Consider the following 26,173-nt stretch of genomic DNA (forward strand, 5'->3'; position numbering starts at 1 on the left):
CGACGGGAGAAGCATTGTTAAGGAACTCGGCAAAATGACCCCGTAACTTCGGGAGAAGGGGTGCCTGGGCAACCAGGCCGCAGAGAATTGGCCCAAGCAACTGTTTAGCAAAAACACAGGTCTATGCAAAACCGAAAGGTGAGGTATATGGGCTGACGCCTGCCCGGTGCTGGAAGGTTAAGGGGAGAGGTTAGACGCAAGTCGAAGCTTTGAACTTAAGCCCCAGTAAACGGCGGCCGTAACTATAACGGTCCTAAGGTAGCGAAATTCCTTGTCGGGTAAGTTCCGACCCGCACGAAAGGCGTAATGATTTGGGCACTGTCTCGACAATGCACCCGGTGAAATTGAAATACCAGTGAAGATGCTGGTTACCTGCGCCAGGACGGAAAGACCCCATGGAGCTTTACTTCAGCTTGATACTGGGATTCGGTGCTGCATGTACAGGATAGGTGGGAGACTAAGAAGTAGGAACGCCAGTTCTTACGGAGTCGCTGTTGGGATACCACCCTTGTAGTACTGGATTTCTAACCTGTAGCCGTGACCCGGCTAGGGGACAATGTCAGGCGGGGAGTTTGACTGGGGCGGTCGCCTCCGAAAGGGTATCGGAGGCGCTCAAAGGTTCTCTCAGAATGGTTGGAAACCATTCGTAGAGTGCAAAGGCATAAGAGAGCTTGACTGTGACACCGACGGGTGGAGCAGGTACGAAAGTAGGACTTAGTGATCCGGTGGTATAAAGTGGGATTGCCATCGCTCAACGGATAAAAGCTACCCTGGGGATAACAGGCTTATCACTCCCAAGAGTTCACATCGACGGAGTGGTTTGGCACCTCGATGTCGGCTCATCGCATCCTGGGGCTGTAGTAGGTCCCAAGGGTTGGGCTGTTCGCCCATTAAAGCGGTACGCGAGCTGGGTTCAGAACGTCGTGAGACAGTTCGGTCCCTATCCGGCGTAGGCGTAGGATATTTGAGAGGAGCTGTCCTTAGTACGAGAGGACCGGGATGGACTGACCTCTGGTGTATCGGTTGTTCTACCAAGAGCATGGCCGAGTAGCCAAGTCGGGACGGGATAAACGCTGAAGGCATCTAAGCGTGAAGCCCCCCTCAAGATAAGATATCCCATAGCACAAGCTAGTAAGACCCCTTAAAGACGATAAGGTTGATAGGACAAAGGTGGAAGTGTGGTAACACATGTAGCTGATTGTTACTAATAGGTCGAGGGCTTAACCTAAAAGGTTTGTTTAAACTTTTTTAATTGACAATGTCAAAATCATTTGTTACAATGTAGAAGTATTCCTCGATAGCTCAATGGTAGAGCACACGGCTGTTAACCGTGGGGTTGTTGGTTCGAGCCCAACTCGGGGAGTTTTTTATTAGCATAATTTTGTGTTAATTAATATATAATATAATATGGCGACATAGCCAAGTGGTAAGGCATGGGTCTGCAACACCCTGATCATCAGTTCAAATCTGATTGTCGCCTCTCTTAGAAAAAGCTTCAAACCTTGTAGAAACATAGGTTTGAGGCTTTTTTTCATTTATAATAAGCTAAAAGTAAATGAAGCGTGCTTTTTCTTTATTTGAAAATATCTTGAAATTATTAAAAACTTCTGCTGGATATGTATTTACTGTAGACGATTTAATTATATACAAACAAAACCAGATATATTGATATTATAATGATGTTCTTACTCATTATAGCATTAGTAATTGAATTATTAGTTCATGTAAATATTAGAAGTTAAAAATAAAAAAATTAAGCGAAGATGGAGCTGAATATATTCAATGTTTAAATATGGTTGGCTTTGGATTTTAAATATTAGTACGGAAAAATAGAAATTACAAGTTTCTATCCATGTAAATTGAAAATCAACGCCCTTTCAGTTAATAGAAATTATTTAATATATGATTGTAAATAAATGTATATATGATATAATTTATTATAATTATGAATATTCTTTAGAATTATTATATAAAATTTAATAGAAATGGAGTAAAGAATGATAAAAAAGCAAATTGTTTATACTATAATTTTTTTGGTAGTACTATTTACTTCAGGATGTGAAAAAAAACAAGATTATTTAAATGGAACTGTTTCAGAAGTTTTCGATACGTATATTATAGTAACTCCAAAAGATGATGAATTATTAAAAGAGAAAGCGGAAAAAATTGTAGTAACTAAAACTATAGCTCTAGCAACGGGATTTCCAGATTTAGATGTTGGGGACGAAATTAGAGTAGTATATTCTGGAATAAAAAAAGAAGATGATTTAATGATTTTAGATAGTGTATTTGCTGTATATAAATCTAATGAATTAAAATACTAATATAAATGGCTATACCACGTATAGTATTACTTTTATTTTGTAAGTTATAGTGAGTAGAAGGGGAGATTGAACGCATCGATAAGTTAGAATTAAGATCCATTGCTATTTCTGAGAAAGTAGTGTTATCAATGGGGTTACCAGTAGGAATCTCTATGTACATATCATTTTGCTTTTGATAATAGCTTAATGCACCTAAATAATAAAGGTCATTTTGATCATTGATGTACTTATTGCTTTCCGTTGTCGAGTATTCATGGATGATGTCTAATTTCTTATCATAAATTAAATAACCTCCAGTTAAAAAAGGCAGATAAAAATAACGCTCAGAATTATCATAATCTTTAAGTGATAGTACCGCAGAAAAATCACCTGTTTCATTTAAATTTTCTAATAGTGATAGTATAGCTTTGTTTTTCATTAATGAGTATCTATCAGTTTCTGCAGCTAGGGTTGTAATGCTATTAAATAATCCGGCTAATAAAGTACAAGATATAAGTATGCTTAATATTCTCTTTTTTATATTCATAAATTCATCTCCTTATTATTTATATTTGTTTGGTAGTTTATACAGTGCTCAAGGGTATCACCCACTTCCTGTAGAAAAATGTAAATATATACAATATCATTATATTGGAATCTGACATTTATCTTAAGTAAAAATTTGAAAAATATTATAAGCCTGAGCATCATGAAAATTTTACAGGAGCATTTTATTTCCCAAATTGCGATTTTGTTTGTGAATTAACAAAGGAAGAATTTGAACAGATAAGTGTATTAATTGAGGAATGATAATTAATATTTTATACTTATATTTAAAACATCATCTTACTATAATAGTTAAATAGTAGCTCTGTTTTAGTATTTGGATGTGGCTCCTCTGGAACCTACTAGATACAGGGCTATCTTTAATTTCAATTCTTGGGTTAAGATTGTTATCAATCATACTCCATTACTGAATAGAACAATAATTATATTTGGGGCCTATAACATATATTTCTGAGCATGCAAAATAAACCTCATGCTATTAATTGAAGGTATTTGGTTTATGGTGGTATATTTCGGTAGATTTCATATTAGTTGCTTCCTTTTTTATTGAAACCAGCACTTCCACAATCTGATAGATATCCCATAAATAGTATAGTATTTTCCAAATAGTCCATACTAAAGTTAAAATAATTTTGACGAGGATCAAAGATGAGAACAACCATTGACGAAAATATACACCGAAAAGAGGCTTGGGATAAAGTTACTGGAAAGGCACAATATACAGATGATAAACCTGTTACCGGTTATCTCCATGCCAGGATTTTAACCTCGCCTTATGCTCATGCAAAGATAAAATTCATTGACTATTCAAAAGCCATCCAGTTACAAGGTGTAAAAGCAATTATTACAGGCAGTGATTTTCCCGTATTAAGCGGAGTTCTTATAGAAGATAGACCCCCTCTTGCAAAAGATGTAGTAAGGTATGCAGGAGAAGCGATTGCTGTAGTTGCAGCTACGACAGAAGCCATTGCATTAAAAGCAGTCAGAATGATAGAAGTTGAATATGAAGTCCTAGAAGCTGTTTTTTCGCCTATGGAAGCATTAAAAAAGGATGCACCTTTGCTTCACCCAAACCTTGGTTACTATAAAAAAAAGATGGCGGATATACATCCTGTGGATCAAAGTAATATTGCATCCAAATTCCAGGTTAGGAAAGGGGATACAAAAGAAGGATTTGCAGAAAGTGACATTATCATTGAGAGAAGCTATAAACTTCCGCCTTCTGATCATCTAGCTATGGAAGTCAGGGCGGTAAGAGCCGAAATATCAGCGGATGGAAAAGTAAAAATTGAGACCTCCTCCCAAGCACCTTATACTGTTATAAAGCAAATATCAACTTGTTTTCAGATACCGGCAGGAAATATAGAAGTGCAAGTTCCCTTCGTAGGAGGTGCTTTTGGAGGAAAGGCACCTGTGACTCTAGAGTTTCTGGCATACATGATTTGTGTGAAAGTAAATGGAGCCCCTGTCCGTCTGACAGTACCAAGAGAAGAGGATATGACAACAGCCCCTTGCCGACTAGGGCTGGAAGCTGATTTAAAAATCGGTGCAAAATCAGATGGGACTATAACAGCAGCCAGATTCGTTTTTTATCTGGATACAGGGGCCTATGCTGATATTGGGCCTTATATGGCTAAATCCATAGTAGCAGACTGTACCGGTCCTTATAGAATAGAAAATCTATCGTGCGATTCCTACTGCATTTATACCAATCATACCTATTCCACTTCTTATCGAGGTTTTGGTCATTTGTGTTATACATTCTGTGTTGAGAGAGCAATGGATGATCTCGCCAAACGATGCGGAATTGATCCGCTTGAATTTAGAAAAATTAATGCTATTAAGCCAGGGGATTTAACGCCCACCCAGGTTGTCAGCACTTATAGCAATACAGGAAATACGGAGCTTTGCCTTAAAAAATTAAAAAAGCTAATCCACTGGAATGGAGAAAGTGTAAAGAAAATTGATGAAAATACAGTATCAGCAACGGGAATTTCCTGTCTATGGAAAGCAGCCGATACTCGTACAAACGCTATATCTGGTTCTATAATTACCTTCAATTATGATGGAAGCTTAAACTTAAACACAGGTGTTGTGGAAATGGGAAGTGGCGGTCAGACTTACCTAGCCCAGATTCTTGCAGATAAGCTTAAAATGGATGTAAAAGATATTCATGTAAGCCTTTCCGTTAATACAAGATTGAATCCGGAACATTATAAAACGGTTGCAAGTATGACCAATTACATGGCAGGCAACGCAGTGATGAAAGCGGCTGATGATGTAATAGAGCAATTAAAAGCCATGGGATCACAGATTTATTCCTGTAACCCGGGAGAAATCGAAGTTGCTGAAAGTAAGGTTTTTAAAAAAGCTCAACCGGACGATTATACTTTATTTAAAGATATTGTTTTAGGTTATAAGGCTAAAAACGGGGCATCCATTGGAGAACCGGTAATTGCAAAAGGTGGATTTATGTTAAAAGGTTTGTCCTTGTTAGACCCCAATACAGGAAAAGGAAAGACAGGGCCCGCTTGGACAGTAGGTGCACAGGCAGTTGAAATTGAGTTTAATCTGACGGATTTCACATATAAAATAATCAAAGCAACGACTGTCATGGATGTAGGGAAAGTTATAAATCCCAATGGAATGAAAGAAATGATATATGGCGGTATGGCTATGGGGTTAAGTATGTCCAGTAGAGAAGTTTATCATTATAATAAAGAAGGAAGAGTAAAGACTCCTAATTTACGAACCTATAAGCTTTTGCATATAGGCCAGGATCCGAAGTTTAAGGTGGAATTTGTAGAAACACCACAGGATGATTCCCCTTTTGGCTCCCGAAGTATTTCAGAACATGGTATTATAGGGATTCCGGCAGCACTTGGAAATGCATTGGCAGCTGCATCTGGAGTCTCTATTGATGAACTTCCTATGACACCGGAATATCTGTGGAGAAGGAGGAAGTTGAGCCATGATAGCAAATGATTTTATTTACTGTAAGCCTGAAAACAGAATAGAAGCAATAAAAGCCTATAAAACCTTAAGCAAAGAGAAGAAGGTATTTTACTATGGTGGAGGCAGCGAGATTATAACAATGGCTAGAGCTGGAAGTCGTATGCCGGATGCAGTCATTGATTTAAAAGGAATAAAAGAATGTAATCAATTAGAACTAACAGATGAAAATTTAGTAATAGGTGGAGCGGTATCATTAAATGCAATCGAAGAATCAGGATTATTTCCGCTCCTTGGCACAACAGGTTCCCGTATTGCAGATCATACCAATCAGTGCAGGATTACGCTGGGAGGAAATATCAGCGGAACAATTATCTACAAGGAAACGGTTTTACCATTACTGCTTACTGATGCCAGAATAATCCTCTATGGGCCACGGGGTTTTCGGAGGATAACGTTTAAAAATGCGTTTGATCAAGAAATCAAATTGAGAAACGGTGAGTTCATTTATCAGATTAAGATCAAAAAAGAAATGCTTTCTTTGCCTTTCACCCATGTAAAAAAGACTGCAATAGAAAAAATAGATTATCCATTGGTAACGGTCTGCAGCATTACCTATGAGAATCGTTTAAGATTTGCTATTTCTGGTCTTTGTCCTTTTCCCTTTCGGAGTTTAGAAATAGAGAAAATTTTAAATAACGAACAGCTATCATTAGAAGAAAAGCTTAAAAAAACACATGGTATTTTACCGGAATCACCAATCACAGATTATGAAGGTACCGGAGAATACAGGCTTTTTGTATTTGATAATATTATTAAATCTATTTTAGAAAGGCGAAATGATGAAGTATTATGAAAATGATTGCGTGATCGAACTTGATGTGAATAATGAGATAAGAAAAGCAGCAATTCGTCCTTCTGATGTCTTATTGGATGTATTAAGAGAGCAATTAGGACTGACAGGTGCTAAGCCAGGATGCAAAAATGGTGACTGTGGCACCTGTACTGTACTAATGGATGGATTGCCTGCTAAATCCTGTCTGGTTTTAGCTATAGAGGCTGTGGGACACAAAATTTTAACTGTGGAAGGACTTGGAGGACATGCACCTATACAGGAAGCATTTGTTCAATATAATGCTTTTCAATGCGGTTACTGCACTTCTGGATTTTTAATGGTTTGCCATGCCCTATCTGAGAAGAAACCAGGTGCAGATGAATTTGAGATGGAAAAATGGCTTCAGTCCAATATCTGCAGATGCACCAGTTATCAGGAAATAAGAGAAGCTGTGAAGAGTGTATTAAAGCAAGTTTAAAGGTGGGGTTATAAAATAGCTAATTCGTAGCTATTGATTAGATTTTTTGCTCTATTGTATTATTAAAACACAGCTTTCAGATTCCGTTCATTGAGGTATGTATTAGTGTATGTTCCCTTAGTAATTCAAATTTTAGTTCACGTAAATATTAAGAGCTTAAAGAAGAATTTTAAATAAGTGGTGACTGAATACATTTCTAAAAATCGAAAGGATATATTTACTTGTTGTACTAAGCGCTCATATACGATATGATAGCAAACGTAGTTTGTTTTCCCTAAAGGGGAATGTAATTGATATTTGAGGAGGAAGTACATTGTTAAATATTCCAGGAACATGTGTTAAGTGTGGCAATCATATAGAGCTTGAACGTCATGATAATCTTGCAGGAGCAGCTTACTGCCCAAGTTGTGATTTTGTATTAGAGCTAACAAAGGAAGAATTTGATCAGGTTAGTTTATTAATTGAGGAATAGTAGTTAAAGCATTTAACACTTATATTATTAAAACAGAAAGCCATCTTACTATATATAAAAATAGTAAGGTGGCTTTTAATCAGTGAATTAAAACATTGGTATTAAAAAAGTCTACATAAATGTACAACAGATTAGAGAGTTTCGTCTTTCGACTTTTCCTCATCTTCCGTTAGTGAATAAGAATCCAATTCTTCCGAATTATTTGTTATATTTGTCTGATCCTCTGTTACATTAGCCACCATTTCATCTGAATCATTCAGTACTTCTTTTTTTGCAGTAAGACTAAGAACTACAAAGAAAACAATACCTATGATTAGTAAAAAGATAGAGATAAATTGTGAGGTTGAAAATCGTCCAACATTACCGCGAACTAAGTCTCCACGGAAATATTCTAGTACGAATCTTCCGATGCTATAACATATTAAGTAAAGAGCAGCAACTTGTCCATTCGCCTTTTTACGTTTTGCATAAAACAATAGTAAAAAGCAGTGGAGGAAATCCATACCACTTGAAATTAACTGGGTTGGTACTAAACGTATACCATTTGGTGCGTATTCCGAGTTATGAAAAACAATTCCAAGAGCACAATTTGTTTCAACGCCATAACAACAACCAGAGAGAAAACACCCAATACGGCCAAAGCCTTGTGCTAATGCAATCGATGGCATTGCAAGATCAAAATATGTTAAGAAATTTAGTTTGTGCTTTATACAGAATAGAAAACCAGCAAAGATACCACCAATAATACCACCATATACAACAAATCCATCGGTCACTTTCCAAAGTATACTAGGATCATTTATGATTTCAGGTATTTGTGTTATGTAATATAAGAGTTTAGCTCCAAGAAGTCCGCCAGTAGCACACCAGATAACAAGAGAGAAAACTTTCTCGTGTTCTAGTTTTAATTTTTTTGCTCGGTATTCCGTAAGAGAATATGCTGATAAGATAGCAATCGCAATCATTAGACCATAACCATATACTTTAATTGGACCAATTGCTATTAATTCATTTTTCATAGGTTCATCCTTTCTTTTTATATGTCATCCATTCATATTTCTTCAATGTCTTATGTTGACATTATATAGCAAGGATTCCTAAGGTGCAATATATAGGTGAACTTATTATTTGATAGGGCGAAATCTATTATAGGAAACTTGCTAATAATTAACGAATGTAATCCATTCATTAGTGAACTTTTATAGGTAAAAAGCGTAATTCAATACTTGTTCTATCAAAGAGAAACATTTTAATATGACAAAGGACTTGTGGCTAGAGTGGGGATTGATGGATAGGAAGTCTGAACTTCTAAAAGGATCAGCCAACCAGAGGGAAAAGAACTAGTAGAAACAGTGAGGAATATAGACAGGATTACCAGTATGTGATAGAATACAGGCGTAGAAACCACCTTTGGACCATTGTGGCTCGAAGTAAGATGTTGACCTTTGGTAAATAAGGTGTAACACGACAAATCAGAAATTTTAAATACTCTTTGGTAAGATAGGGGGATTCCAATGGATAAATTAGTTGCGGATATTCATACACATACAATAGCAAGCGGACATGCATATGGAACAATCCGTGAAATGGCACAGGCTGCTGCTGAAAAGCATCTTCGGATTTTAGGAATCAGTGAGCATGCTCCCGGAATTCCGGGAACCGTTGATCCGTTTTACTTTCGCAATCTTGAAATAGTACCGAGAGATTTATACGGTGTTCATATTATTCATGGCTGTGAAATCAATGTGCTGAATGATGGTACTCTGTCTTTGCAACAGGAATACATTGACATGCTGGATTACGCTATTGTTGGAATCCATTGCCAGTGCTATGAAGATCAAGGCCGGGAAAAAAATACGGAAAACCTGATTAAATGCATGCAGAATGAGAAAGTGCATTTTATCTCCCATCCAGATGATGATCATACGCCATTGAACTATAAAGAACTTGTACAGGCCGCAAAAGAAACGCATGTGGCACTGGAGGTTAACAATAGTTCATTGATTAAGAAAGATAGACGGTTAAATTGTATTGAAAACTATAAAACCATGCTTCATTACTGTAAGCAGTATCACGTACCAATAATAATTAGTTCAGATGCTCATGATCCAAGTTATGTAGGAAGATTCAATCTCGCCGTAGACCTTATTGAATCGCAAAATTTCAATAAGGATTTGGTGTTAAATGTTGATTCAAAAAAATTAATAAGCTTTATCTATGACTAAAACAGTGAGGCATAGGAATAACGAATCACAGCCCGTAAATGGTTAATTTACTTGTTAGGAACTTATTCTACAAGAAGAAATGTATTAATATGATAGTTGGATTAATTCATTTGAAATAGAAACTAGATCTTTGCCAAGTACCAGATTATCTTCCAAATATTCTATGATTTCACACAGATTACGGATGCTTTTCTTATGTTCAATCAATGACTTTAATACAAATTGTATCTGAGCATAGGATAATTTATCTGGGATATAGCCGTCCACGAGGACAGGGTAAAGTTTCGACAAATTATCAATTAAATCTTTCACTATTTGACGATGAAGAAGTTTTTCATAATGAGCGGTACATGTTAGATTGAGCTGTTCAAAAATTTCTGGATATTCTGAACTGCTAGGATTTAAGTTATTCTGCTCATAGACAACCTTATCATAAAAAAGTATCTGAAAGCAGTGATTATCCAGTGTAATGTCATCTAAAATCCGTACTGTTGGTAACAGATATCCGCTTTCTTTTGCCATATTGATTCGAACCTGTTGAAGTTTTGGAAAACCCTGCTGATTCTCTTTCATAAGATAATCTACGAAGCCACATCCAACCTTAAGGGTAATTGGCTCCGAGAGAATAGCACGAAAAAGACGTTCTTTATCTTTATCATTATCGGATTCTGTTAATGAGGTTGGTAAATCTAATAGCTCATCCATAGAAAGAGATAGTACTTTACTTAGCTGGTATAGGAGCTCAATGTCTGGTAAGCTAATTCCTCGCTCCCACTTAGAGATAGCTTGAGGTGTCACGCCAACACGCAATGCCAACTCTTCTTGGGTTAATTGTAATTGTTGACGTTGTTTTAATAATTTTGCTGCAAATCTCTGATAATCCATAAAGAGATGTACCTCCTTAAAATATGTTCTATAATTAATGTAAGCTTATGTCTATTGGTATTGTATCTTATTACAAGGAATTAGTAAAACAACGGTTCATTGACCATATACTCAACTGCATTAAAAATAGTGAGGCATAGGAAGAAAGAATCTCATGCCTCACTAGATTAAATCATGACAAGGAAAAGTTCGCAAAGCGTGCTTTTTCCTGTTTACGGGTGAAAAAACAAGGTAAATATTTTTAGAAGAAATTTAGGTATTGATGGATAATGGGTTAGGATAATATCCTTTGCCATAGCCTTTGTTTGAATGGCATCGATAGAATAGCAATAGGTTCCATAGGATTCGTCACCTATGGCTAGATTACCGGAAGCCATTGCACCGACTGCTATTTCCTTAGCAACAGCCAGTGAGCCTAAGGAGTAAACTCCAATGGAAAGGGCGCCGATGGAAATGTATCCGATAGCAATAGAGCCAACTGCAATAGCGCCAAGGGAAATCGCACCAAAGGAAAGTAAGCCTAGTGCCAAGGCTCCTAGAGCAAATAAACCTAAGGAGAGGACGCCGATACTAAAAACTCCAACAGAAATAGCTCCAATTGCGATAATTCCCCTCGCCACTTTGATTCGATGTCTGGAGTATAAAAAGCAGATATGAATTAACGGCAAACCAAACAATGTTTTTTTACTTTTATACTCAAAGCCACGTGGTCTCTTAATATAGTCATTTATCTCATTAATTTGGGTTTCCAGTGATGAATAACGATTTTCTCTATTTGGTATATCTTTATCATCTACTGTATTATCTTTCTTTTCTCTTGTGCCAGAACGATCCATAATGTAATCTCTCATTAAATAATCTAGGGAAACCTCAAAGATTTCGGATAGTGTTATTAATTTCGAAAGTTCAGGCATCGTTTGATCAGACTCCCATTTACTTACGGACTGTCTGGATACATCTAGCTGGTCTGCTAACTGCTCTTGGGAGAGGCCACGCTCTCGCCTTAGTTCTATTAATTTATCACAAAATTTCATAAAACCTCTATTCTGGCACTTTTGTGCCCCATTTAGTTAGATTAAAAATTTTTTTACCGTATACTCACTTCATACCAAATCCGAAAGTAAATATGTTATTTTCATAAATAGGAATAAGCACGCACGTGAAGTAGTGGCGATGAGGTAGAGCTGGTAGCGGAAAAACTTGCCTGTAGGCAAGTAACTTGCTTATAGGCAAGTGGGAATATCCGCTTTGACGTAGTTACGACATATTAATGAAAGAGATTGTTCCGCGGTTTTTGAGTTGATAAGTAAAGTTTCTCTCAACTCCCCTTTCAAGTATTAATATATAGGAATGGAAGAAATATGGCAAGAAGATATGGGTTTGCAAATTGTCAACCATAGGTTGCATTTAACTGTTTGGGTCTGAAATGTTGAATTTATAAATAAAAACAGGTTCTATAATGTTGGGATACTCAAATAAGGGAGGCCCTATAATATCAGTTGGATATGAAATTAAACAGAATATATAATGTTAGGTATTTGTGTATATAAGGTTTGCAACTCCAGTTTTTTAAAGAAAAACCGCAGATTTATACTACGAATTCTATATACAGCTAATTCTATATACTACTTAATATAAAAAAAAGGGACAAGCGATATTTTCGTAAGCTATGAACTTATCGAAGAGGTATCGTTTGTCCTTGATTTATTAAGCTATTAAACTATAATTACAAGGTTTTCTCCTAAAAGAGAAGTAGTTACTGCTTAGGATAGGTAACCTTAAAACTATTAACTTCAGATGCTAATTCTAGTTCGATACCTTTGGTGGTATTTTCATTTATACCCTGCTTACGGATATAAATAGTGGAGCCTTCTGGAGCAGTCGTTGCTGTTATAACTTTTGCTTTGTTAGTATTCATCATAGTAAACGCAGTAGTTGTTTCATTAAAGGTGGAACCAGGTTTTACTATTGCATAGCTATATACATCTGTCTTTGATGCATTGTTAAATTGAAGCATCAGTTTTCCATTCTGATAATAGTAGGAAACATCTTTGCTATTATCACCAATCGTAGGAGCACCAGCTTGACCATTGATCTTTAAGAAAGCGGTTTTGCTATATGCTTTATTTGTTGTAGCTGCGGTACGAATTTTTAAGGTAACTGATTTGGAACCATTTCTAAAAAGAGTAGTAGGAGCGATGTCTTCGATTGTCATATTCTTATCGCATTCTATCCATACATTCTTTCTATCACTAAAATACTCCATAGAAAGGGTAGTGTTTAACATTAATTTATTTGCGTTTACTTTTACAGAAGGAGCATTCGCTCTTTTTGCAAGAGTGATGTTTACTTCCTTTGAAGGACGAGCACCAACATTTTTTTCATTCGTTCCAACCGTTTGTGGAATACGGAAGGATACTTTAGCACCTTTTACAAGCAACCCTTCTATTGTCTTTAAGAAAGACTGATAGGAAGCAGACTTCATATCTAAAGGTACTTTATTCCATACGTAATCATTCGCTTTCTTCCACTCAAAATGAGTAGCAGCATCGCAATTTTCAAAAGTAAAAGTATTATCAGTTTTATCCAATATAACTTTAAGTGAGGTATCCTTTGCTGGAAGTGTTACGTTCTGGATGGTCTTATCGTTTTCTCCTTTAAAGTAAAGGGTGATATCATCGGAAGAATTTACCCATGAGATATCCATAAGGAATGCATCATTTTCAGTTGTTTTATTTCCCTCTACCTCATACCAAGTTGTTTTATCAGTAGAATAATAGACTACGGTATTATTATTGGTATAAACATACATAGTCAAAGTGTCATAGTCAATCTTTCCAATCGAAACTGGTTTTGCTTCAGCTGCACTTATTTTTGCTATAGGTATGAGTAAGAGGAGACCAAATGCTATAAGTATAGGTGCAAGAAACAGTTTTTTGTTCTTTGTATTCATCTATTTAAGTCTCCTTTCTCTACTTTCCAGCATTAATAATTGTTAACTTACAACCTGATTTAATCACAAATCCGTTACTTAAGGTGATAACTAGATTATTGGTTGTTGATGAGGATGAAGTTAATTTATTAATCTTAGCGTTGGACAAGTAAACGGTTGCGGTTCCACCAGATACGGTTGCGGAACGTAATATGGAAGTACCACCCCAAGTTACATCGGATATACCAACTGCATAAGAGCTGTCATGTAGCTTTAACTTTAATTCATAAGTAATTGCTTCAACGGTTTCTGTAGTTTTACTTCCGTCCTCATTTGTAGTAACTTTAGTCTCAGTTTCCTTTAAGCTACCTTCCATAATGGACCAAGCGATTGGAGCATCTAATAAAGTCGCTGTATCTACTAGCTTAATTGTAACTTTATTGTCGATTTCTTCTCCATTATTCAAGGCAATTAGTAATGGAACAGCTTTTCCCTTGGTTGTTATAGTTGAAATAGTTTCAAACTTATTTACGTTAACAGTAACGGTTGCAGTACGAATCTTCTTACCATTATCATTCGTATAGGAACCATATACAACGTTGTAATCCGTAGTTGGTGCCAGAGTATATCCATCATACTTTATGGAGTTAATCTCTGTATCCTGTGTAGTAAAGTTTCCAATTGCAGAGGTATCTGGTACTTTCTCTGTACCTAAGTCAATTTGGAAGGTAAAGGAGGATTTATCTTTTGCCTCTGTCGAACCATATAAACGTTCGAATGCAGAGGTATATTCTTTATTCTCCTTGTTGTTAATTTTACTAGATGGATAGATGTATAGAAGCACTCCAGAATCAGTTGTACTTTCAATCACATCATTGTTTGACAATGTAATATAGGCATATAACTTTGTCTCAGTAAGATTATCTAGGCTTTCTGTGCTTGTAATCTTAGTTGTAATAATATATTGATCTGTAATAAATCTTGAAGCTGTATTTGTACTTACCGAACTCTTTACACTTACGGTACCCTTTGTATTGCCGTACTGATCACGGAAACTAATCGAAGATACGGTAGCTTTGGTTGGACTATAAAGAGTAAAAGTTAGGTTACCAGCAGAATTTTCACTGTTACATACCGAAGCTGTAGTGATTAAAGTTTCTAAAGTGGTTGCCTGTGCAGGGCTTGGGTACTGAACACCTTTGCTTCCTGTAATATCAAGCTCTTTCGATGCAAGAGAAAATTTAATATCTCCAGAAGCTGGTACACTCTTCTTTCTTACATAAACATGACTTCCTACTGGTGCTTTATCTGATTTTATTGTGATTTCTGCATTTGAAGTAATAGAAGTCCAAGATGCAGTTACATAGTCTAATGTATTATCAGGTTTTACGATGGTATATTCAAATGGTTTTGTTTCACTAGCAGCCTTAACCTGTAAAGTAAAGGTAGTTGAACTAGTGTAATTAATTTCTATACCATGATCGGAATCAGAAGGAGGAGCCTCTTGAACAGGAACAGTAACTGTTGAGATATGAGAAACCTGACTGGTACTGGTTGGGTTCTTTCTAAACTGAAGAGTAACTTCACATTGGGTTGTACCTGCATTGGTATACAGAGCACTACCTGCAATGTCTTTTAACCAAAGACTTGTTGTAGTAGTTATATTCTTCCACTCTCCAATGGTTCCATCACTTCCTACGGTGCGATAAGCAAGATTCTTATCTGCTTGGATAGAGAACTTGGAACCGTTAATTACGATGTTTGGAGCAGCTATCTTTTTCGCTATAACAAGTGAAATTTCTTTACTTGGACGCTCTCCCTCAGTTAATGTACCATTTACCAGATAACTATTGGTTGGTGCAAGTCTAAGATAAACGGTTGCACCTTGGGTACAAAGCATCTCAAGCTGTGAAGCGAAGTTATCAGTATTCACAGTATTCCATATGTAGCTATCTTTTTTTCTCCACTGGATAGTACGGTCATAATCATTGGTAAATGTAACAATACCTCTAACTTTATTATAGCTTGCCTTAAAGTTTGTTACCTGCTTTGGTATCGTAACCTTAACAGCTTCGGTTGAGGCATCACCTTTGAAAGTTAATACATACTTATTTGTTGGAGTAATCCAAGAGATATCAAGAGTTACCAAACGATCGGTACCAATATCTGTCGGAATTGTTTCCCAAGTTTTCATGTTTTCATCAGAAAAGTAAACCACAGTATCACCTGAATTTACTTTTACCGTTATTGTGCTATTGTCATAATTAATTTCTTGTATACTGATGCTTGCTCCGGCAGCATACGCTGTTTTTGGAGAAAAGACACCTAACGCCATTGTCAACATAAAAAAGATGCTAGCAATGATGCAAAGATAAGTGTTACGACTGCACTTTGCTGTAGTTTTTACAGCAATAGTTCCTGTTTGCATAGTTTGCATTACCTCCTTTGGTCATGTAGGTGGTTTCTCTGCCGTTCAAAACCACACCGCTTTCTCTTCCTGAGGCCAAACGGTTTTACATGTACTTGTGTTTTCATAAATTGAGTCTTATGTTCTGTATTTATTATCGGTTCAGAGAAGCGGATTCTTTAGTAAAAAAGCCATTGAAACGTATTATTGTACCAAATAAGGCTAAATTATTGCATAAGTTTTCCACTCTCCAACAAAAACAGTATAACATAGGTGTGTCAAAAATAAAGCAAAAGCGCGAAAATACTCGAAAATAGGAAGAAAGAACTGTTTTTAATTATCGGGAAAAAGCTACAAATTATGCTAAATTTATGACATAAAAGTAACACAAAACTAGAATAAAATGGGAGTAACAAGTAGATATTATAGGTAGGGAAGGTGGAGTTTATGTTGCTATTTAAAAAGAAGGTAAAATCGATCGTTTCTTTTAGCATCATTTTTATGCTAAGCATTGTTTTTTTCAGCCAGCCAAATTTTACAGCGTATGCAAGTAATGAGATGCCTGGATATGAAAATCCACAGGACATTATTATCGCTTCTCCAAAAAATAATTACACAACTACGGGTAGTAAGGTAAGCATCCTTGGTGCCTGTGATTATGAATATCCGTTGTATATGAATGGGGAAGAGATAGAGACAAGTGAGTATGGATTTTTTACGGTTTATGTTGAATTAGAAGTTGGAAAGAACGAGTTTGAATTTGAGAATAATGGAGTAATAAATACATTAACAATCACTCGAAATAAAGTAACAACTTCTTCTGGTAATAATTCCACAAGTGGAGGCAATACTACTCCAAAAGTGACCTACAAGGAGTATAAGAATGATGTTTATGGTGTTATAACAAGTAGTTACGCAATGCCAAGAAGCAAGATAAGTGAATCCAATGTAAATTTAATGCCATTAACACTTGGGACTACCTCACGTCTCTTAGGAGAAGATGGCAGCTTCTACAAATTAGCAGATGGTACGTATGTTTCAAAATCTAGTATCAAACGATATGATAAGACACTAGAGCCTAACAAAGTAACCAAGGCGAGTGTGAGTAAAGATACTGTTGCGAATCAATTAGTAATCGAATTATCAATGAATGTGAATGCTTTGTATTCTGTATCCTTTGAAGGGCAAAATATTTATCTGAAGTTATATGATACCATTGCAGCTGCGAAACCGATAACCACAGGGAATGGAATTATAGAGAAGGTAACAGTAAACACAGATAGTAAAAACAAAACAAAGACCTACTGCTTTACCATGTTTGACAATGCATCCATCTATGGATATGATGTAACCTTTAAAAACGGTGTGATGCGCTTTGAACTTAAGCTACCAGTAATATTAAAGGATTCAAAATCACTGGTTGGTGCTACCGTATTATTAGATGCGGGCCATGGAGATTATGATAATGGGACAGTTGGAGCGATGGGTGTCTATGGTCCAGTTGAAAAAGATATCAATTTAAATATTACCTTGTATACAAAACAGTACCTTGAAGCACTTGGTGCAAAGGTGGTCTTAATTCGTGAGGATGATACGTTTTACAGTCTATCAGATCGCGTGGAAACCATAAGAAAGGTAAAGCCAGATATTTCTGTCTCTATTCATGGCAACTCCCTAGATTACGCTAGCGATTATAGTAAATCAAGCGGATTTTTAACCTATTATAGCTACAATCTATTCGGAAATTTTCCAAATCTGATGAATAATAGTATTACAAATGAATTAGGATTAAAAAAACGTGACCCAAGACAAAGTAGTTTATCGTTAACTCGCCTTACAACATGTCCTTCTGTATTACTAGAAACCAGTTTCTTATCTAATCCATATGATTATGAATATTTAATACAATCAAAAAATCAAAAGGATTTTGGTATAGCAATTGGAAAGGCAATACAGGGCTATTTGCAAGGGATAGCAAAGCAAAATGACCAAGTATATGTGGTAAAGAAAGGTGATACTTTGGCTTCTATCGCCTTAAAATATGGCGCACCAATAAAGCGACTGGCAGAGTATAACAGTATCAAAGATATTGATTATATTATTGTGGGACAAAAAATTCTTATTCCGTAGGCACACTGGATGAAACAATGGAATAAAATAAGATAAAAGCAGACACATTGCTAGGCAATGGGGGAGATATATAGTTTGTCTCCTAGTTAGGAGTAGGATGGTTGTTTCTTATGATCCAGCATTGGCAGTTGCATACGCCGTACAATTTGGAGATCAAGAACAAAATGGAATATTTAAACGGATGTCAGAAGACTGTACGAATTTTATTTCGCAGTGCATTTGGGCCGGATATGGAGGTACAGAAGGGTATTCTTTAACAAGTGAGGCAGATATTTTGGCACTTAGAGAAAGAGTAGCTAAGAATTATCGTCAAACAAGCATCTGGTATGGGAGAAACTATGCCTCTCCTTCCCCAATTGCATCTGGGGCATTTATTAGAGTAGAGGAGCTGTGGAATTACGTTACAACAAATCGGGGGCCTGGACCTAAAGCTATTGGCTATAACAATCGGCAATACTGGGGTTATGCGCCTGTGGATTTAGCACTTGGAGATGTCTTACAGTTTTATCATAGTAATCTTGGACGGTACGGTCATACCGTAATGGTGACGGCTACGACTGAGAATCCGCAGCCAATTGAAAGTGCTTTGGGAAATGTCTATGTAGCACAACATACTGCAGATTATAGTTATCGTCCATTTAGCGATGTACTGGATACCAATGGTGGCATCGAAGGAGCGTGGATGCGGGTGCTAAAGTTTACGGATACTTATTTTTAAGTGTATAAATAGTAATTCGTAGTGATATATAAAAGTTCTTGATGAAACGAAGATATAAAAAAATTATGGGAAAATGCAGATACAAAAAGAATTCTTTATGAAAGCGTGTTAGCTTTATAAGGAATTCTTTTTTTGTATCTGTTTTTTCGGTATCATTCGTTGTGCTATAAAATAAACTATGATAAGATAATAGTTAAAGATGGAAAAAGCCTGTGTACGCAGATATCCATTCAATAATATGTGAAAGGTTTCGGTCTGTTACCTTTCATAAGGAAAGGTAGGAGAATCACAAAATGATATCAAAAAGTATTTTAAATGCAGTACTCGCAAAAGCGTTATCTACAGGGGCAGATTTTGCTGAAGTATTTGCGGAAAGAACGTTAAGTAAAAATATCAGCATGATAGACAGTAAGGTAAGTGAAATTACGGATTCCTTATTGTCCGGTGTCGGAATTCGTATACTTATGGGAACAAGAAGTGTTTATGCCTCAACTACCGATTTAAGTTATAGCGGTTTAATTAATTGCGCAGCGCAGGTAGCTTCTGCATTGTCTGGTGTACCAAATGGAAAAAGTATTCATTTAACAGAAAGAATTTTTGGTGACATTCATCCAATCCGTATTGTACCTTCCAGTGTTTCGAATGCACAGAAAATTGACCTTTTAAAAGAGGGCTATTTTAGTGCGAAGAATTACCATAAAGAAATAGCTCAGGTCATGGGAAATATTCTTGATGTAGATCATAATATTATGATAGCAAATAGTGATGGACTTTATACAGAGGACCGTCAAGTAAGAACAAGAATGGTAATTTCAGCAATTGCAAGTAAAGATGGTGAAAACCAGACGGGATCTTTTGCTCCAGGTAGACGCATGGGACTTGAGATGTTTGATATGATCTCCCCAAAGAGTATCGGTGAAAAGGCAGCAAAGCAAGCAATAACAATGCTTCATGCGGACTATTGCCCGGCAGGAAATTATCCGGTGGCAATTGAGAACGGATTTGGAGGAGTTATCTTCCATGAGGCATGCGGTCACTCCTTAGAATCGTCTTCCGTTGCTCTTGGACAGTCCGTGTTTAGTAATAAATTAGGAAAGCAGATTGCGAATCCAAAAGTAACTGCAATAGATGACGGAACAATTTCAAATGCTTGGGGATCAATCAATGTAGACGATGAAGGAAATTCATCTAGAAGAAATGTTTTAATTGAAAATGGTATATTAAAATCGTATATGATAGATAAACTAGGTGGACGTCGTATGGGTATGGAAGCAACAGGTAACTGTAGACGTCAAAGCTATGCTTGGGAACCAACCTCACGTATGACTAATACAATGATTCTGGCTGGTCAGGATAAGAACGAAGATATTATATCCTCTATGGAGTATGGATTATATGCTGCAGACATGGGTGGCGGATCAGTAAATCCGATTACCGGAGAATTCAACTTTTCTGTAAGAGAAGGTTACATGGTACGAGACGGTAAGATTTGTGAGCCAGTCCGTGGTGCTAGTCTAATTGGTAAAGGATCAGAGATTTTAATGAATATTGATATGGTCGGTACAAACCTTGCAACAGGACAGGGAATGTGCGGATCCTCCAGTGGTAGTATACCAACGGATGTTGGTCAACCATTACTACGAGTATCATCAATTACGGTTGGTGGAAGGTAGTACGAAATAATAGGTAGCTTACACTTCTTATTCATGACAAGGAAATGTTCGCGAAACGTGCTTTTTATAATACATGACAAGGAATCGTTAGCGAAGCGTGTTATTTCCTGTATATAGCATATCACATTGGTATGTAGGTGTGGTATGAAAGTGTTAATATAAACTTAGATCGAAAATAGAGGTTAGGAGGAACGCTATGAATTATAATGAATTTAAACAAGCAGTGATTGAAGCAGCAAAAGAGGCTGGTTTAACGGAATATGAGCTTTATTATAGTATGACGTCTAGTATTGATACCGAGATTCATAAGGAAGATGTTAAAAGCTTTAGTAGTAGTAAAAATGGTGGTGCATGCTTTCGTTGCATCATAAATGGGAAAATGGGATATGCAGCAACCGAAAAATACGATGAAGAAGAAGCGAGAAATATTATCATAAGAGCAATGGATAATGCTTCATCAATTGAAAGTGAAGATGAAGTAGTTCTTTATGGTGAGAGAGACACTTATGAACAGGTTACAAAAAAAGCTGAGACTCTTCCGAGTGCAGATTTATTAATAGAAAAAGCGATTGCATGTAATAAAGCAACTTATGAGCAGGATTCACGTGTCATTGATGCAACAGAAAGTGGAGCATTTGCATCTACCGTAAGTGTTAGCATCTATAATTCTAAGGGTCTTGACTTAAATCATGAAGTATCGCTATCTGCTGTTTATTCAGTAGCTGTTATAGAAGAAAAAGAAGAAATGTTAGATTCCTTCGATTTTCAATTAGGAAATATGGAAGCCGTTAATGTAAATAAAGTTGCAAAGAAAGCGGTAGAGGGTGCAGTAGAGCAAATCGGTGCTGTTAAAGCAGCTTCTGGTAAGACTAGGGTTGTATTTTCAGAAAAGATGATGGCAACTATGCTTTCTACCTTTGCAGAAATTTTTTCCGCGGAAAATGCACAAAAGGGATTATCTTTATTACAGAGTAAGGAAAATACTGCAATTGCCTCGGATGTTGTAACGATTGTGGATGATCCTTTTTATTTAGGTTCCACACTCCAGATGCCATTTGATGCAGAAGGTGTTGCTACCTTTACCAAAGAAATAGTTAAGGATGGAAGGCTTAACACACTTCTTTATAATTTAAAAACTGCGAAAAAGGCAGGAATTAAGAGTACAGGAAATGCTTCTAAATCAACATACTCCTCAAGTGTATCCACACTCCCATATTATTTTTATATAAAACCAAGCAGTAAAACAAAAGAAGAATTATTTACTATAGCAGGAGATGGGTTATACATCACAGAACTTCAGGGTATGCACGCAGGAGCAAATCCAACTACGGGTGATTTTTCATTAGGAGCTTCCGGATTTATTATCAAGGACGGAAAGAAGGGAAGTTGTGTAAAAGGATTTACAGTAGCAGGTAATTTCTATAAGCTTCTTCATAGTATTGAAGCAATTTCTAATGAGCTTGAGTTTATTCTTCCGAAGGGTCTAAGCAGTTTTGGAGCACCATGTGTCCTAGTATCAGAACTGTCAATCGCAGGATAATAAAAAAATAACCGTAATTTGTTGCTGTAATGCGCTTATTCCGTTGACTAAATCAACCTAGATGCTATACTAATCTTCAAAGCACAACATCAGTAATATAGAGTGAGATGTTGTATGAAGGACATGAGGGTTACAGTAATGAGGATAACAAGGGGGAAAAAAGAAAAGAGTGCGGAGATAATTGGATGGAGGAAGAAACTTCTATTCGGTTGTGTTTTTTTGCTTGCTACCCTTGTATTGGCAGTCGTATTTGCACCTTTTATATTGGTATATTACATTACAAGAGGACCAGTCCTTTACCAAGTGGAAGCTTCTTTTGATCATCCGTTACAAGAGGTTTATAAGGCTTCGGATTTTTTATTGGAAGATAAGATGCTTCCTATTAGAACTCAAGATGGTTTCTCCTTATGGGCATCTGAAATAGAGGTTGAGAATCCAAAAGCTATTGTTATCTATCTGACGGATCTCAAGCAACCTTCTATCACATATTTTTATGGTCATGCAAAATGGATGAAGGATAATGGGTATGCCTCGATACTATTAGAAACTAGAGGTCACGGAGAAAGTGATGGTGACGTAATAGGCCTTGGTTATACTGAAGTTAATGATGTAAAGGCTGTTGTCGAATATATACAGAAACAGGAATGCTATCGAGATGTTCCAATTGTTCTTCAAGGATTTTCTATGGGTGGAGCAGTTGCAATTAATGCCTTTGGGCAAATACCTGAAATTGATGCATTGATTGCGATGTCTGCTTATACGAGTACTGAAGATGCTATGATTGATTCGATGAGGGATCATGGAGTTCCAGAGTTCCTATGTAAAATTGAGCGCCCATTAATTAAGTTTGCTTTGTCCATAGTGTTTGGAAGAGACGCTGTAGAGACATTAAAGCCAATTGAACAGATTAAGAACGCGAATGATCGCCCCGTATTTTTTATTTCCAGCAAAGAGGATTTGAAAGTTTCATTAGAGAATATCAGACGATTTCGAGAAGTCAATCCTGAGGCGGAATACTGGGTAAGAGACTCTGCGGCACATTTAGATATTGATGATAACGATTTTACTAATGTAGAAAAAGATACGGAATATTGTAATCGAATCTTAGATTTTTTAGACAAAGTTAAAAAAGCAAAGCAAAACGTCCTGAGCATGACGAAAAAGGCTTATTTTTTATTGTAAAAAAGTATGTGATTTCTAAAAAATAGTTGTAATTTGTATCGTTTGTATTATAATATATAATACAAACGATACAAGTAAAATCTGGAAGATAGTTTTTTATTCCAGTTGAATACCAGGAGGTGATTTCATGTTACTTGCTCTTGATTTTTCAAGTGATGTACCAATTTATCTACAGATACGAAATCAAATTGTGCTGGGAATTTCTCAGGGTAAATTATTGCCTGGAGAAAAGCTTCCCACAATTCGTTGCTTAGCCAACGAAATCGGCGTGAATACGATGACAGTAAATAAGGCATACCAAGTTCTAAAACAAGAGGGCTATATTACAGCAGATCGTCGTAGCGGCGCTATGGTTAAGGTAAGAGAGAGCGATACGTTAGGGTGGAAAGAGAAACAGATTGAAGATTTACGGTTGGTAATTTCTGAAATTAAGTTATGTGGGATAGAAAAGGAAGAATTACTTAAAAAATGTGACTTATTCTATGAGGAGGTATCTCGTCATGATCGTTAATATTATCATGTTGATTTCAATGTTGCCAATACTACCAATTATTTATTATCTTATGATAAATGAGGCAGAACCTAAGAAGAATATTGTATTAGGGGTAACACTTCCTGCAGAGCAACTAGATAACTCTACAGTTTTACAAATTATTGCAAGATACAAAAAGGAATTAAGGATATGGACAGTGTGTTTGCTTCCTGTTTTAATTCTACCTTTTTTCATAAAGAGTTTCGCAATAGGATTTTCTATTCAGATGCTTTGGGTACTTATAGTTGCTATGTTAAGCTTCTATCCATTTGCGAAGTATAATATGCAATTATCTAAATTAAAAAAAGACCGCGAGTGGGGCGTGACTTATACGAATACGGTTGTTGTTGACATGAAAGCAGCCAGAGAAATTCAAGTAAGGGGGCTAACTATTTGGTATCTTTAATACTACCATGACGAGAATACGTCGCAAAGCATGGAATGATTGCTTTTTGAGTTTAGCGGTATGCAACACTGTTTATGTAGTTATCACTTACTTTTACTTAAATAACAAAATGATATCTACGATGAGTTTTATGCTATCCACTATGATTTATTCCGTTGTTATAGTATTTATCAGTATATATAGTGAATTAAAAGTACGAAAGTTACAAAGAAAGTACAGTATGGATCAGCCCATGGATGTCGTGGTGGATGATGATAGTAACTGGATTTTTGGTATGCTTTATTATAATCCAAGAGATAAACATACGCTTATAGCAAAACGAGTTGGTATGGGTACGACATGTAATCTTGCTACAAAAGCAGGTAAAGTTTTAGCAGGTTTCGTTATCATTGCCTTGTTATCAATTCCTTTATCTTGTGTATGGATATTCTTCGAAGAATTTACACCCATATCATTACAGGTGGAAAATCATGAATTAATAGCCACTCATCTAAAAGAAGAGTATAAGATACCTCTGGATGAGATCATTGAGATAGAGTATTTGACATCCTTGCCTAGGACATCAAAAAACGTTGGTACTGGTTTGGATAATCTTTATAAGGGTGATTTTTCAGTCAAAGGTTATGGAAGCTGTGAGGTTTTCTTAAATCCGGAGACGGAGGCATTTCTTGTTCTTCATACGAAAGAAGAGACTTACATCTTCAGTGATGAGACTACGGAGAAAACCATAGAGGTATATAAGAAATTAAAGGAAGTAGTTCAGTAATATTCACATCGGCGTGATGAATCCACAGGAGCTTATGAATTAAGCCTCTGTGGATTTTTTTATTGTGTAATTAGCTTACTGTTTTTTATTGTGCATTAGCTTAACGCTTTATTTATTGTGTATATAGGTTGTCATTTATTATTTTCTATTACATACTGGTTCAAATTTTTTATGTGTCAGACATATTAATTTATGAAAACATTACTTTTTTCACATCTGTTGTTCTCTCTTTTGGCACTATCAGAGGGAAGTGCTAAATGATACAATTATTTTGTAAAGTTCTTAAGGAGTCAGGAATAAAGTAGTTAGGTTGGAAAACAGGTTTCAACCGGTTGTGAAGCGAACGACACTCCATCATTTTTAAGGGGCGCTAAAGTGCCAGAAGTGAGGTTAGAATGGATGAAATTATTGTAAAACTTGAGGGATTAGCAAAACGCTTTGATACAAAAGTTGCTGTGGATTTTGTAAACCTGGAAATAAAAAAAGGTGAAATCTTTGGCCTTCTTGGACCAAACGGTGCAGGGAAAAGTACCACTATGAATATGATTTGTACTTTGGTGAAACCTACCTCCGGACAGATTGAACTGTTTGGTAGTGATATAAAAAAAGAGGAGAGGAAGAGCTTATCAAGAATAGGGTATGTTCCGCAAGATTTGGCGATTCATGAGGCCCTAAGGGCTTGGGAGAATGTAGAATTATTTGCCTCTTTATACGGCATAAAGGGAGAAGAATTAAAAAAAGCAGTGGACAATTCGCTTGACTTCGTTGGTTTATCAGAGCATAGAAAGGGGCTTCCAAAAAACTTTTCTAGTGGTATGAAGAGAAGGTTAAACATTGCCTGCGCATTGGGGCATCATCCAGAACTGCTTATATTAGATGAACCTACCGTAGGAATTGACCCACAGTCTCGCAACTTTATACTAGAAAAGATAAAATATCTAAATAAAATGGGTGTTACAGTGCTCTATACAAGTCATTATATGGAGGAGATTGAAGCAATTTGTACACGACTTGCTATTATGGATAATGGAAAAGTGATTGCCTGCGGTACAAAAGAGGAGTTGGTTCAGTTGGTTTCTGATGATCCAATGAGTGAAATAAGCCTAGAGCAAATCTTCTTAACACTAACAGGGAAGAAGCTTCGGGATTATGCGGAAGGAGAAATGTAAT

General features: G+C 36.4%; 21 protein-coding genes, 2 tRNA genes and 1 rRNA gene (1 of these 24 running past the window's edge). 18 read left to right on the top strand and 6 right to left on the bottom strand.

Going from position 1 to position 26,173, the window contains the following annotated elements; genetic code table 11:
- The 4 genes from CPHY_RS00355 to CPHY_RS00370 form a co-directional block, all read left to right on the top strand.
- Positions 1 to 1,228, top strand: a 23S ribosomal RNA gene (locus CPHY_RS00355); it begins 1,688 nt to the left of the window's first position.
- A 63-nt stretch (positions 1,229 to 1,291) separates the two neighbouring features.
- Positions 1,292 to 1,363: transfer RNA gene (locus CPHY_RS00360), tRNA-Asn, on the top strand.
- Between the two features lie 46 nt (positions 1,364 to 1,409).
- Positions 1,410 to 1,480, top strand: a tRNA-Cys gene (locus tag CPHY_RS00365).
- Between the two features lie 517 nt (positions 1,481 to 1,997).
- Positions 1,998 to 2,324: a hypothetical protein gene (locus CPHY_RS00370; RefSeq protein ID WP_012198089.1), complete on the top strand. Its 327-nt coding sequence runs from the start codon at positions 1,998 to 2,000 to the stop codon at positions 2,322 to 2,324.
- On the opposite strand, the gene CPHY_RS00375 is transcribed toward CPHY_RS00370, so the two are convergent.
- A complete protein-coding gene (locus CPHY_RS00375) occupies positions 2,305 to 2,850 on the bottom strand; it encodes a hypothetical protein (RefSeq protein ID WP_012198090.1) in 546 nt (181 codons plus the stop codon). The two genes, CPHY_RS00370 and CPHY_RS00375, sit on opposite strands and share 20 nt — an antisense overlap.
- Before the next feature lie 668 nt (positions 2,851 to 3,518).
- Here CPHY_RS00375 and CPHY_RS00380 point away from each other — a divergent pair.
- The 4 genes from CPHY_RS00380 (at position 3,519) to CPHY_RS21545 (ending at position 7,607) form a co-directional block, all read left to right on the top strand.
- On the top strand, positions 3,519 to 5,855 hold the full coding sequence (locus CPHY_RS00380; protein WP_012198091.1) for a xanthine dehydrogenase family protein molybdopterin-binding subunit: 2,337 nt from the start codon (positions 3,519 to 3,521) through the stop codon (positions 5,853 to 5,855).
- Positions 5,842 to 6,678 carry an FAD binding domain-containing protein gene (locus tag CPHY_RS00385; protein ID WP_012198092.1) on the top strand — a complete coding sequence of 279 codons (837 nt, stop codon included), beginning with the start codon at positions 5,842 to 5,844 and terminating at the stop codon, positions 6,676 to 6,678. Before CPHY_RS00380 ends, CPHY_RS00385 begins: the two co-directional genes overlap by 14 nt.
- Positions 6,662 to 7,135 (top strand): (2Fe-2S)-binding protein, encoded by a 474-nt coding sequence (locus CPHY_RS00390; protein ID WP_012198093.1) that lies wholly within the window; start codon positions 6,662 to 6,664, stop codon positions 7,133 to 7,135. Before CPHY_RS00385 ends, CPHY_RS00390 begins: the two co-directional genes overlap by 17 nt.
- A gap of 313 nt (positions 7,136 to 7,448) precedes the next feature.
- Positions 7,449 to 7,607 (top strand): hypothetical protein, encoded by a 159-nt coding sequence (locus tag CPHY_RS21545; protein WP_012198094.1) that lies wholly within the window; start codon positions 7,449 to 7,451, stop codon positions 7,605 to 7,607.
- A gap of 131 nt (positions 7,608 to 7,738) precedes the next feature.
- On the opposite strand, the gene CPHY_RS00395 is transcribed toward CPHY_RS21545, so the two are convergent.
- Positions 7,739 to 8,626, bottom strand: a complete 888-nt coding sequence (locus CPHY_RS00395; protein ID WP_012198095.1) for a prolipoprotein diacylglyceryl transferase — start codon at positions 8,624 to 8,626, stop codon at positions 7,739 to 7,741.
- Between the two features lie 495 nt (positions 8,627 to 9,121).
- Here CPHY_RS00395 and CPHY_RS00400 point away from each other — a divergent pair, with 495 nt between their 5' ends.
- Positions 9,122 to 9,832 carry a phosphatase gene (locus CPHY_RS00400; RefSeq protein WP_012198096.1) on the top strand — a complete coding sequence of 237 codons (711 nt, stop codon included), beginning with the start codon at positions 9,122 to 9,124 and terminating at the stop codon, positions 9,830 to 9,832.
- Between the two features lie 84 nt (positions 9,833 to 9,916).
- Here CPHY_RS00400 and CPHY_RS20440 read toward each other — a convergent pair whose 3' ends face one another.
- The 4 genes from CPHY_RS20440 to CPHY_RS00420 all read right to left on the bottom strand — a co-directional run bounded on the left by CPHY_RS20440 (position 9,917) and on the right by CPHY_RS00420 (position 16,077).
- A complete protein-coding gene (locus CPHY_RS20440; protein WP_012198097.1) occupies positions 9,917 to 10,717 on the bottom strand; it encodes an FHIPEP family type III secretion protein in 801 nt (266 codons plus the stop codon).
- Between the two features lie 212 nt (positions 10,718 to 10,929).
- The gene (locus tag CPHY_RS00410) at positions 10,930 to 11,751 is read right to left on the bottom strand and encodes a helix-turn-helix domain-containing protein (protein WP_012198098.1); all 822 of its coding nucleotides are present in this window, start codon (positions 11,749 to 11,751) and stop codon (positions 10,930 to 10,932) included.
- Positions 11,752 to 12,473: 722 nt separating this feature from the next.
- Positions 12,474 to 13,670, bottom strand: coding sequence for a hypothetical protein (locus tag CPHY_RS00415; RefSeq protein WP_012198099.1), 1,197 nt, complete (start codon positions 13,668 to 13,670; stop codon positions 12,474 to 12,476).
- Between the two features lie 19 nt (positions 13,671 to 13,689).
- On the bottom strand, positions 13,690 to 16,077 hold the full coding sequence (locus CPHY_RS00420; protein WP_012198100.1) for a hypothetical protein: 2,388 nt from the start codon (positions 16,075 to 16,077) through the stop codon (positions 13,690 to 13,692).
- A 426-nt stretch (positions 16,078 to 16,503) separates the two neighbouring features.
- On the opposite strand from CPHY_RS00420, the gene CPHY_RS00425 reads away from it, so the two are divergent.
- From CPHY_RS00425 to CPHY_RS00465, 9 genes are all read left to right on the top strand, one after another.
- Positions 16,504 to 18,186, top strand: coding sequence for an N-acetylmuramoyl-L-alanine amidase (locus tag CPHY_RS00425; protein ID WP_012198101.1), 1,683 nt, complete (start codon positions 16,504 to 16,506; stop codon positions 18,184 to 18,186).
- A 97-nt stretch (positions 18,187 to 18,283) separates the two neighbouring features.
- Positions 18,284 to 18,904: an amidase domain-containing protein gene (locus tag CPHY_RS00430; RefSeq protein WP_012198102.1), complete on the top strand. Its 621-nt coding sequence runs from the start codon at positions 18,284 to 18,286 to the stop codon at positions 18,902 to 18,904.
- A 293-nt stretch (positions 18,905 to 19,197) separates the two neighbouring features.
- Entirely contained in the window at positions 19,198 to 20,577 is a 1,380-nt protein-coding gene (locus tag CPHY_RS00435) for a TldD/PmbA family protein (protein WP_012198103.1), read from the top strand.
- Positions 20,578 to 20,773: 196 nt separating this feature from the next.
- On the top strand, positions 20,774 to 22,117 hold the full coding sequence (locus CPHY_RS00440; protein ID WP_012198104.1) for a TldD/PmbA family protein: 1,344 nt from the start codon (positions 20,774 to 20,776) through the stop codon (positions 22,115 to 22,117).
- A 114-nt stretch (positions 22,118 to 22,231) separates the two neighbouring features.
- A complete protein-coding gene (locus CPHY_RS00445; RefSeq protein WP_242657961.1) occupies positions 22,232 to 23,299 on the top strand; it encodes an alpha/beta hydrolase in 1,068 nt (355 codons plus the stop codon).
- A 127-nt stretch (positions 23,300 to 23,426) separates the two neighbouring features.
- Positions 23,427 to 23,810 (top strand): GntR family transcriptional regulator, encoded by a 384-nt coding sequence (locus CPHY_RS00450; RefSeq protein ID WP_012198106.1) that lies wholly within the window; start codon positions 23,427 to 23,429, stop codon positions 23,808 to 23,810.
- Positions 23,800 to 24,237, top strand: a complete 438-nt coding sequence (locus tag CPHY_RS00455; protein WP_012198107.1) for a hypothetical protein — start codon at positions 23,800 to 23,802, stop codon at positions 24,235 to 24,237. The genes CPHY_RS00450 and CPHY_RS00455 overlap by 11 nt, the downstream gene beginning before the upstream one ends.
- A 121-nt stretch (positions 24,238 to 24,358) precedes the next feature.
- Positions 24,359 to 25,003: a PH domain-containing protein gene (locus tag CPHY_RS00460; protein ID WP_157668633.1), complete on the top strand. Its 645-nt coding sequence runs from the start codon at positions 24,359 to 24,361 to the stop codon at positions 25,001 to 25,003.
- 395 nt (positions 25,004 to 25,398) lie between these two features.
- Positions 25,399 to 26,172 (top strand): ABC transporter ATP-binding protein, encoded by a 774-nt coding sequence (locus CPHY_RS00465; protein WP_012198109.1) that lies wholly within the window; start codon positions 25,399 to 25,401, stop codon positions 26,170 to 26,172.
- Position 26,173 lies beyond the last annotated feature (1 nt).

It is taken from the genome of Lachnoclostridium phytofermentans ISDg, assembly GCF_000018685.1.
GTDB classification, from domain to species: Bacteria; Bacillota; Clostridia; order Lachnospirales; family Lachnospiraceae; genus Lachnoclostridium; species Lachnoclostridium phytofermentans.

Bases quoted from the DNA above. Each gene is read 5' to 3' on its own strand.
- CPHY_RS00370 (WP_012198089.1), top strand. From the start codon at position 1,998: ATGATAAAAAAGCAAATTGTTTATACTATAATTTTTTTGGTAGTACTA.
- CPHY_RS00375 (WP_012198090.1), bottom strand. From the start codon at position 2,850: ATGAATATAAAAAAGAGAATATTAAGCATACTTATATCTTGTACTTTA.
- CPHY_RS00380 (WP_012198091.1), top strand. From the start codon at position 3,519: ATGAGAACAACCATTGACGAAAATATACACCGAAAAGAGGCTTGGGAT.
- CPHY_RS00385 (WP_012198092.1), top strand. From the start codon at position 5,842: ATGATAGCAAATGATTTTATTTACTGTAAGCCTGAAAACAGAATAGAA.
- CPHY_RS00390 (WP_012198093.1), top strand. From the start codon at position 6,662: ATGATGAAGTATTATGAAAATGATTGCGTGATCGAACTTGATGTGAAT.
- CPHY_RS00395 (WP_012198095.1), bottom strand. From the start codon at position 8,626: ATGAAAAATGAATTAATAGCAATTGGTCCAATTAAAGTATATGGTTAT.
- CPHY_RS00400 (WP_012198096.1), top strand. From the start codon at position 9,122: ATGGATAAATTAGTTGCGGATATTCATACACATACAATAGCAAGCGGA.
- CPHY_RS20440 (WP_012198097.1), bottom strand. From the start codon at position 10,717: ATGGATTATCAGAGATTTGCAGCAAAATTATTAAAACAACGTCAACAA.
- CPHY_RS00410 (WP_012198098.1), bottom strand. From the start codon at position 11,751: ATGAAATTTTGTGATAAATTAATAGAACTAAGGCGAGAGCGTGGCCTC.
- CPHY_RS00415 (WP_012198099.1), bottom strand. From the start codon at position 13,670: ATGAATACAAAGAACAAAAAACTGTTTCTTGCACCTATACTTATAGCA.
- CPHY_RS00420 (WP_012198100.1), bottom strand. From the start codon at position 16,077: ATGCAAACAGGAACTATTGCTGTAAAAACTACAGCAAAGTGCAGTCGT.
- CPHY_RS00425 (WP_012198101.1), top strand. From the start codon at position 16,504: ATGTTGCTATTTAAAAAGAAGGTAAAATCGATCGTTTCTTTTAGCATC.
- CPHY_RS00430 (WP_012198102.1), top strand. From the start codon at position 18,284: ATGGTTGTTTCTTATGATCCAGCATTGGCAGTTGCATACGCCGTACAA.
- CPHY_RS00435 (WP_012198103.1), top strand. From the start codon at position 19,198: ATGATATCAAAAAGTATTTTAAATGCAGTACTCGCAAAAGCGTTATCT.
- CPHY_RS00440 (WP_012198104.1), top strand. From the start codon at position 20,774: ATGAATTATAATGAATTTAAACAAGCAGTGATTGAAGCAGCAAAAGAG.
- CPHY_RS00445 (WP_242657961.1), top strand. From the start codon at position 22,232: ATGAAGGACATGAGGGTTACAGTAATGAGGATAACAAGGGGGAAAAAA.
- CPHY_RS00450 (WP_012198106.1), top strand. From the start codon at position 23,427: ATGTTACTTGCTCTTGATTTTTCAAGTGATGTACCAATTTATCTACAG.
- CPHY_RS00455 (WP_012198107.1), top strand. From the start codon at position 23,800: ATGATCGTTAATATTATCATGTTGATTTCAATGTTGCCAATACTACCA.
- CPHY_RS00460 (WP_157668633.1), top strand. From the start codon at position 24,359: ATGAGTTTTATGCTATCCACTATGATTTATTCCGTTGTTATAGTATTT.
- CPHY_RS00465 (WP_012198109.1), top strand. From the start codon at position 25,399: ATGGATGAAATTATTGTAAAACTTGAGGGATTAGCAAAACGCTTTGAT.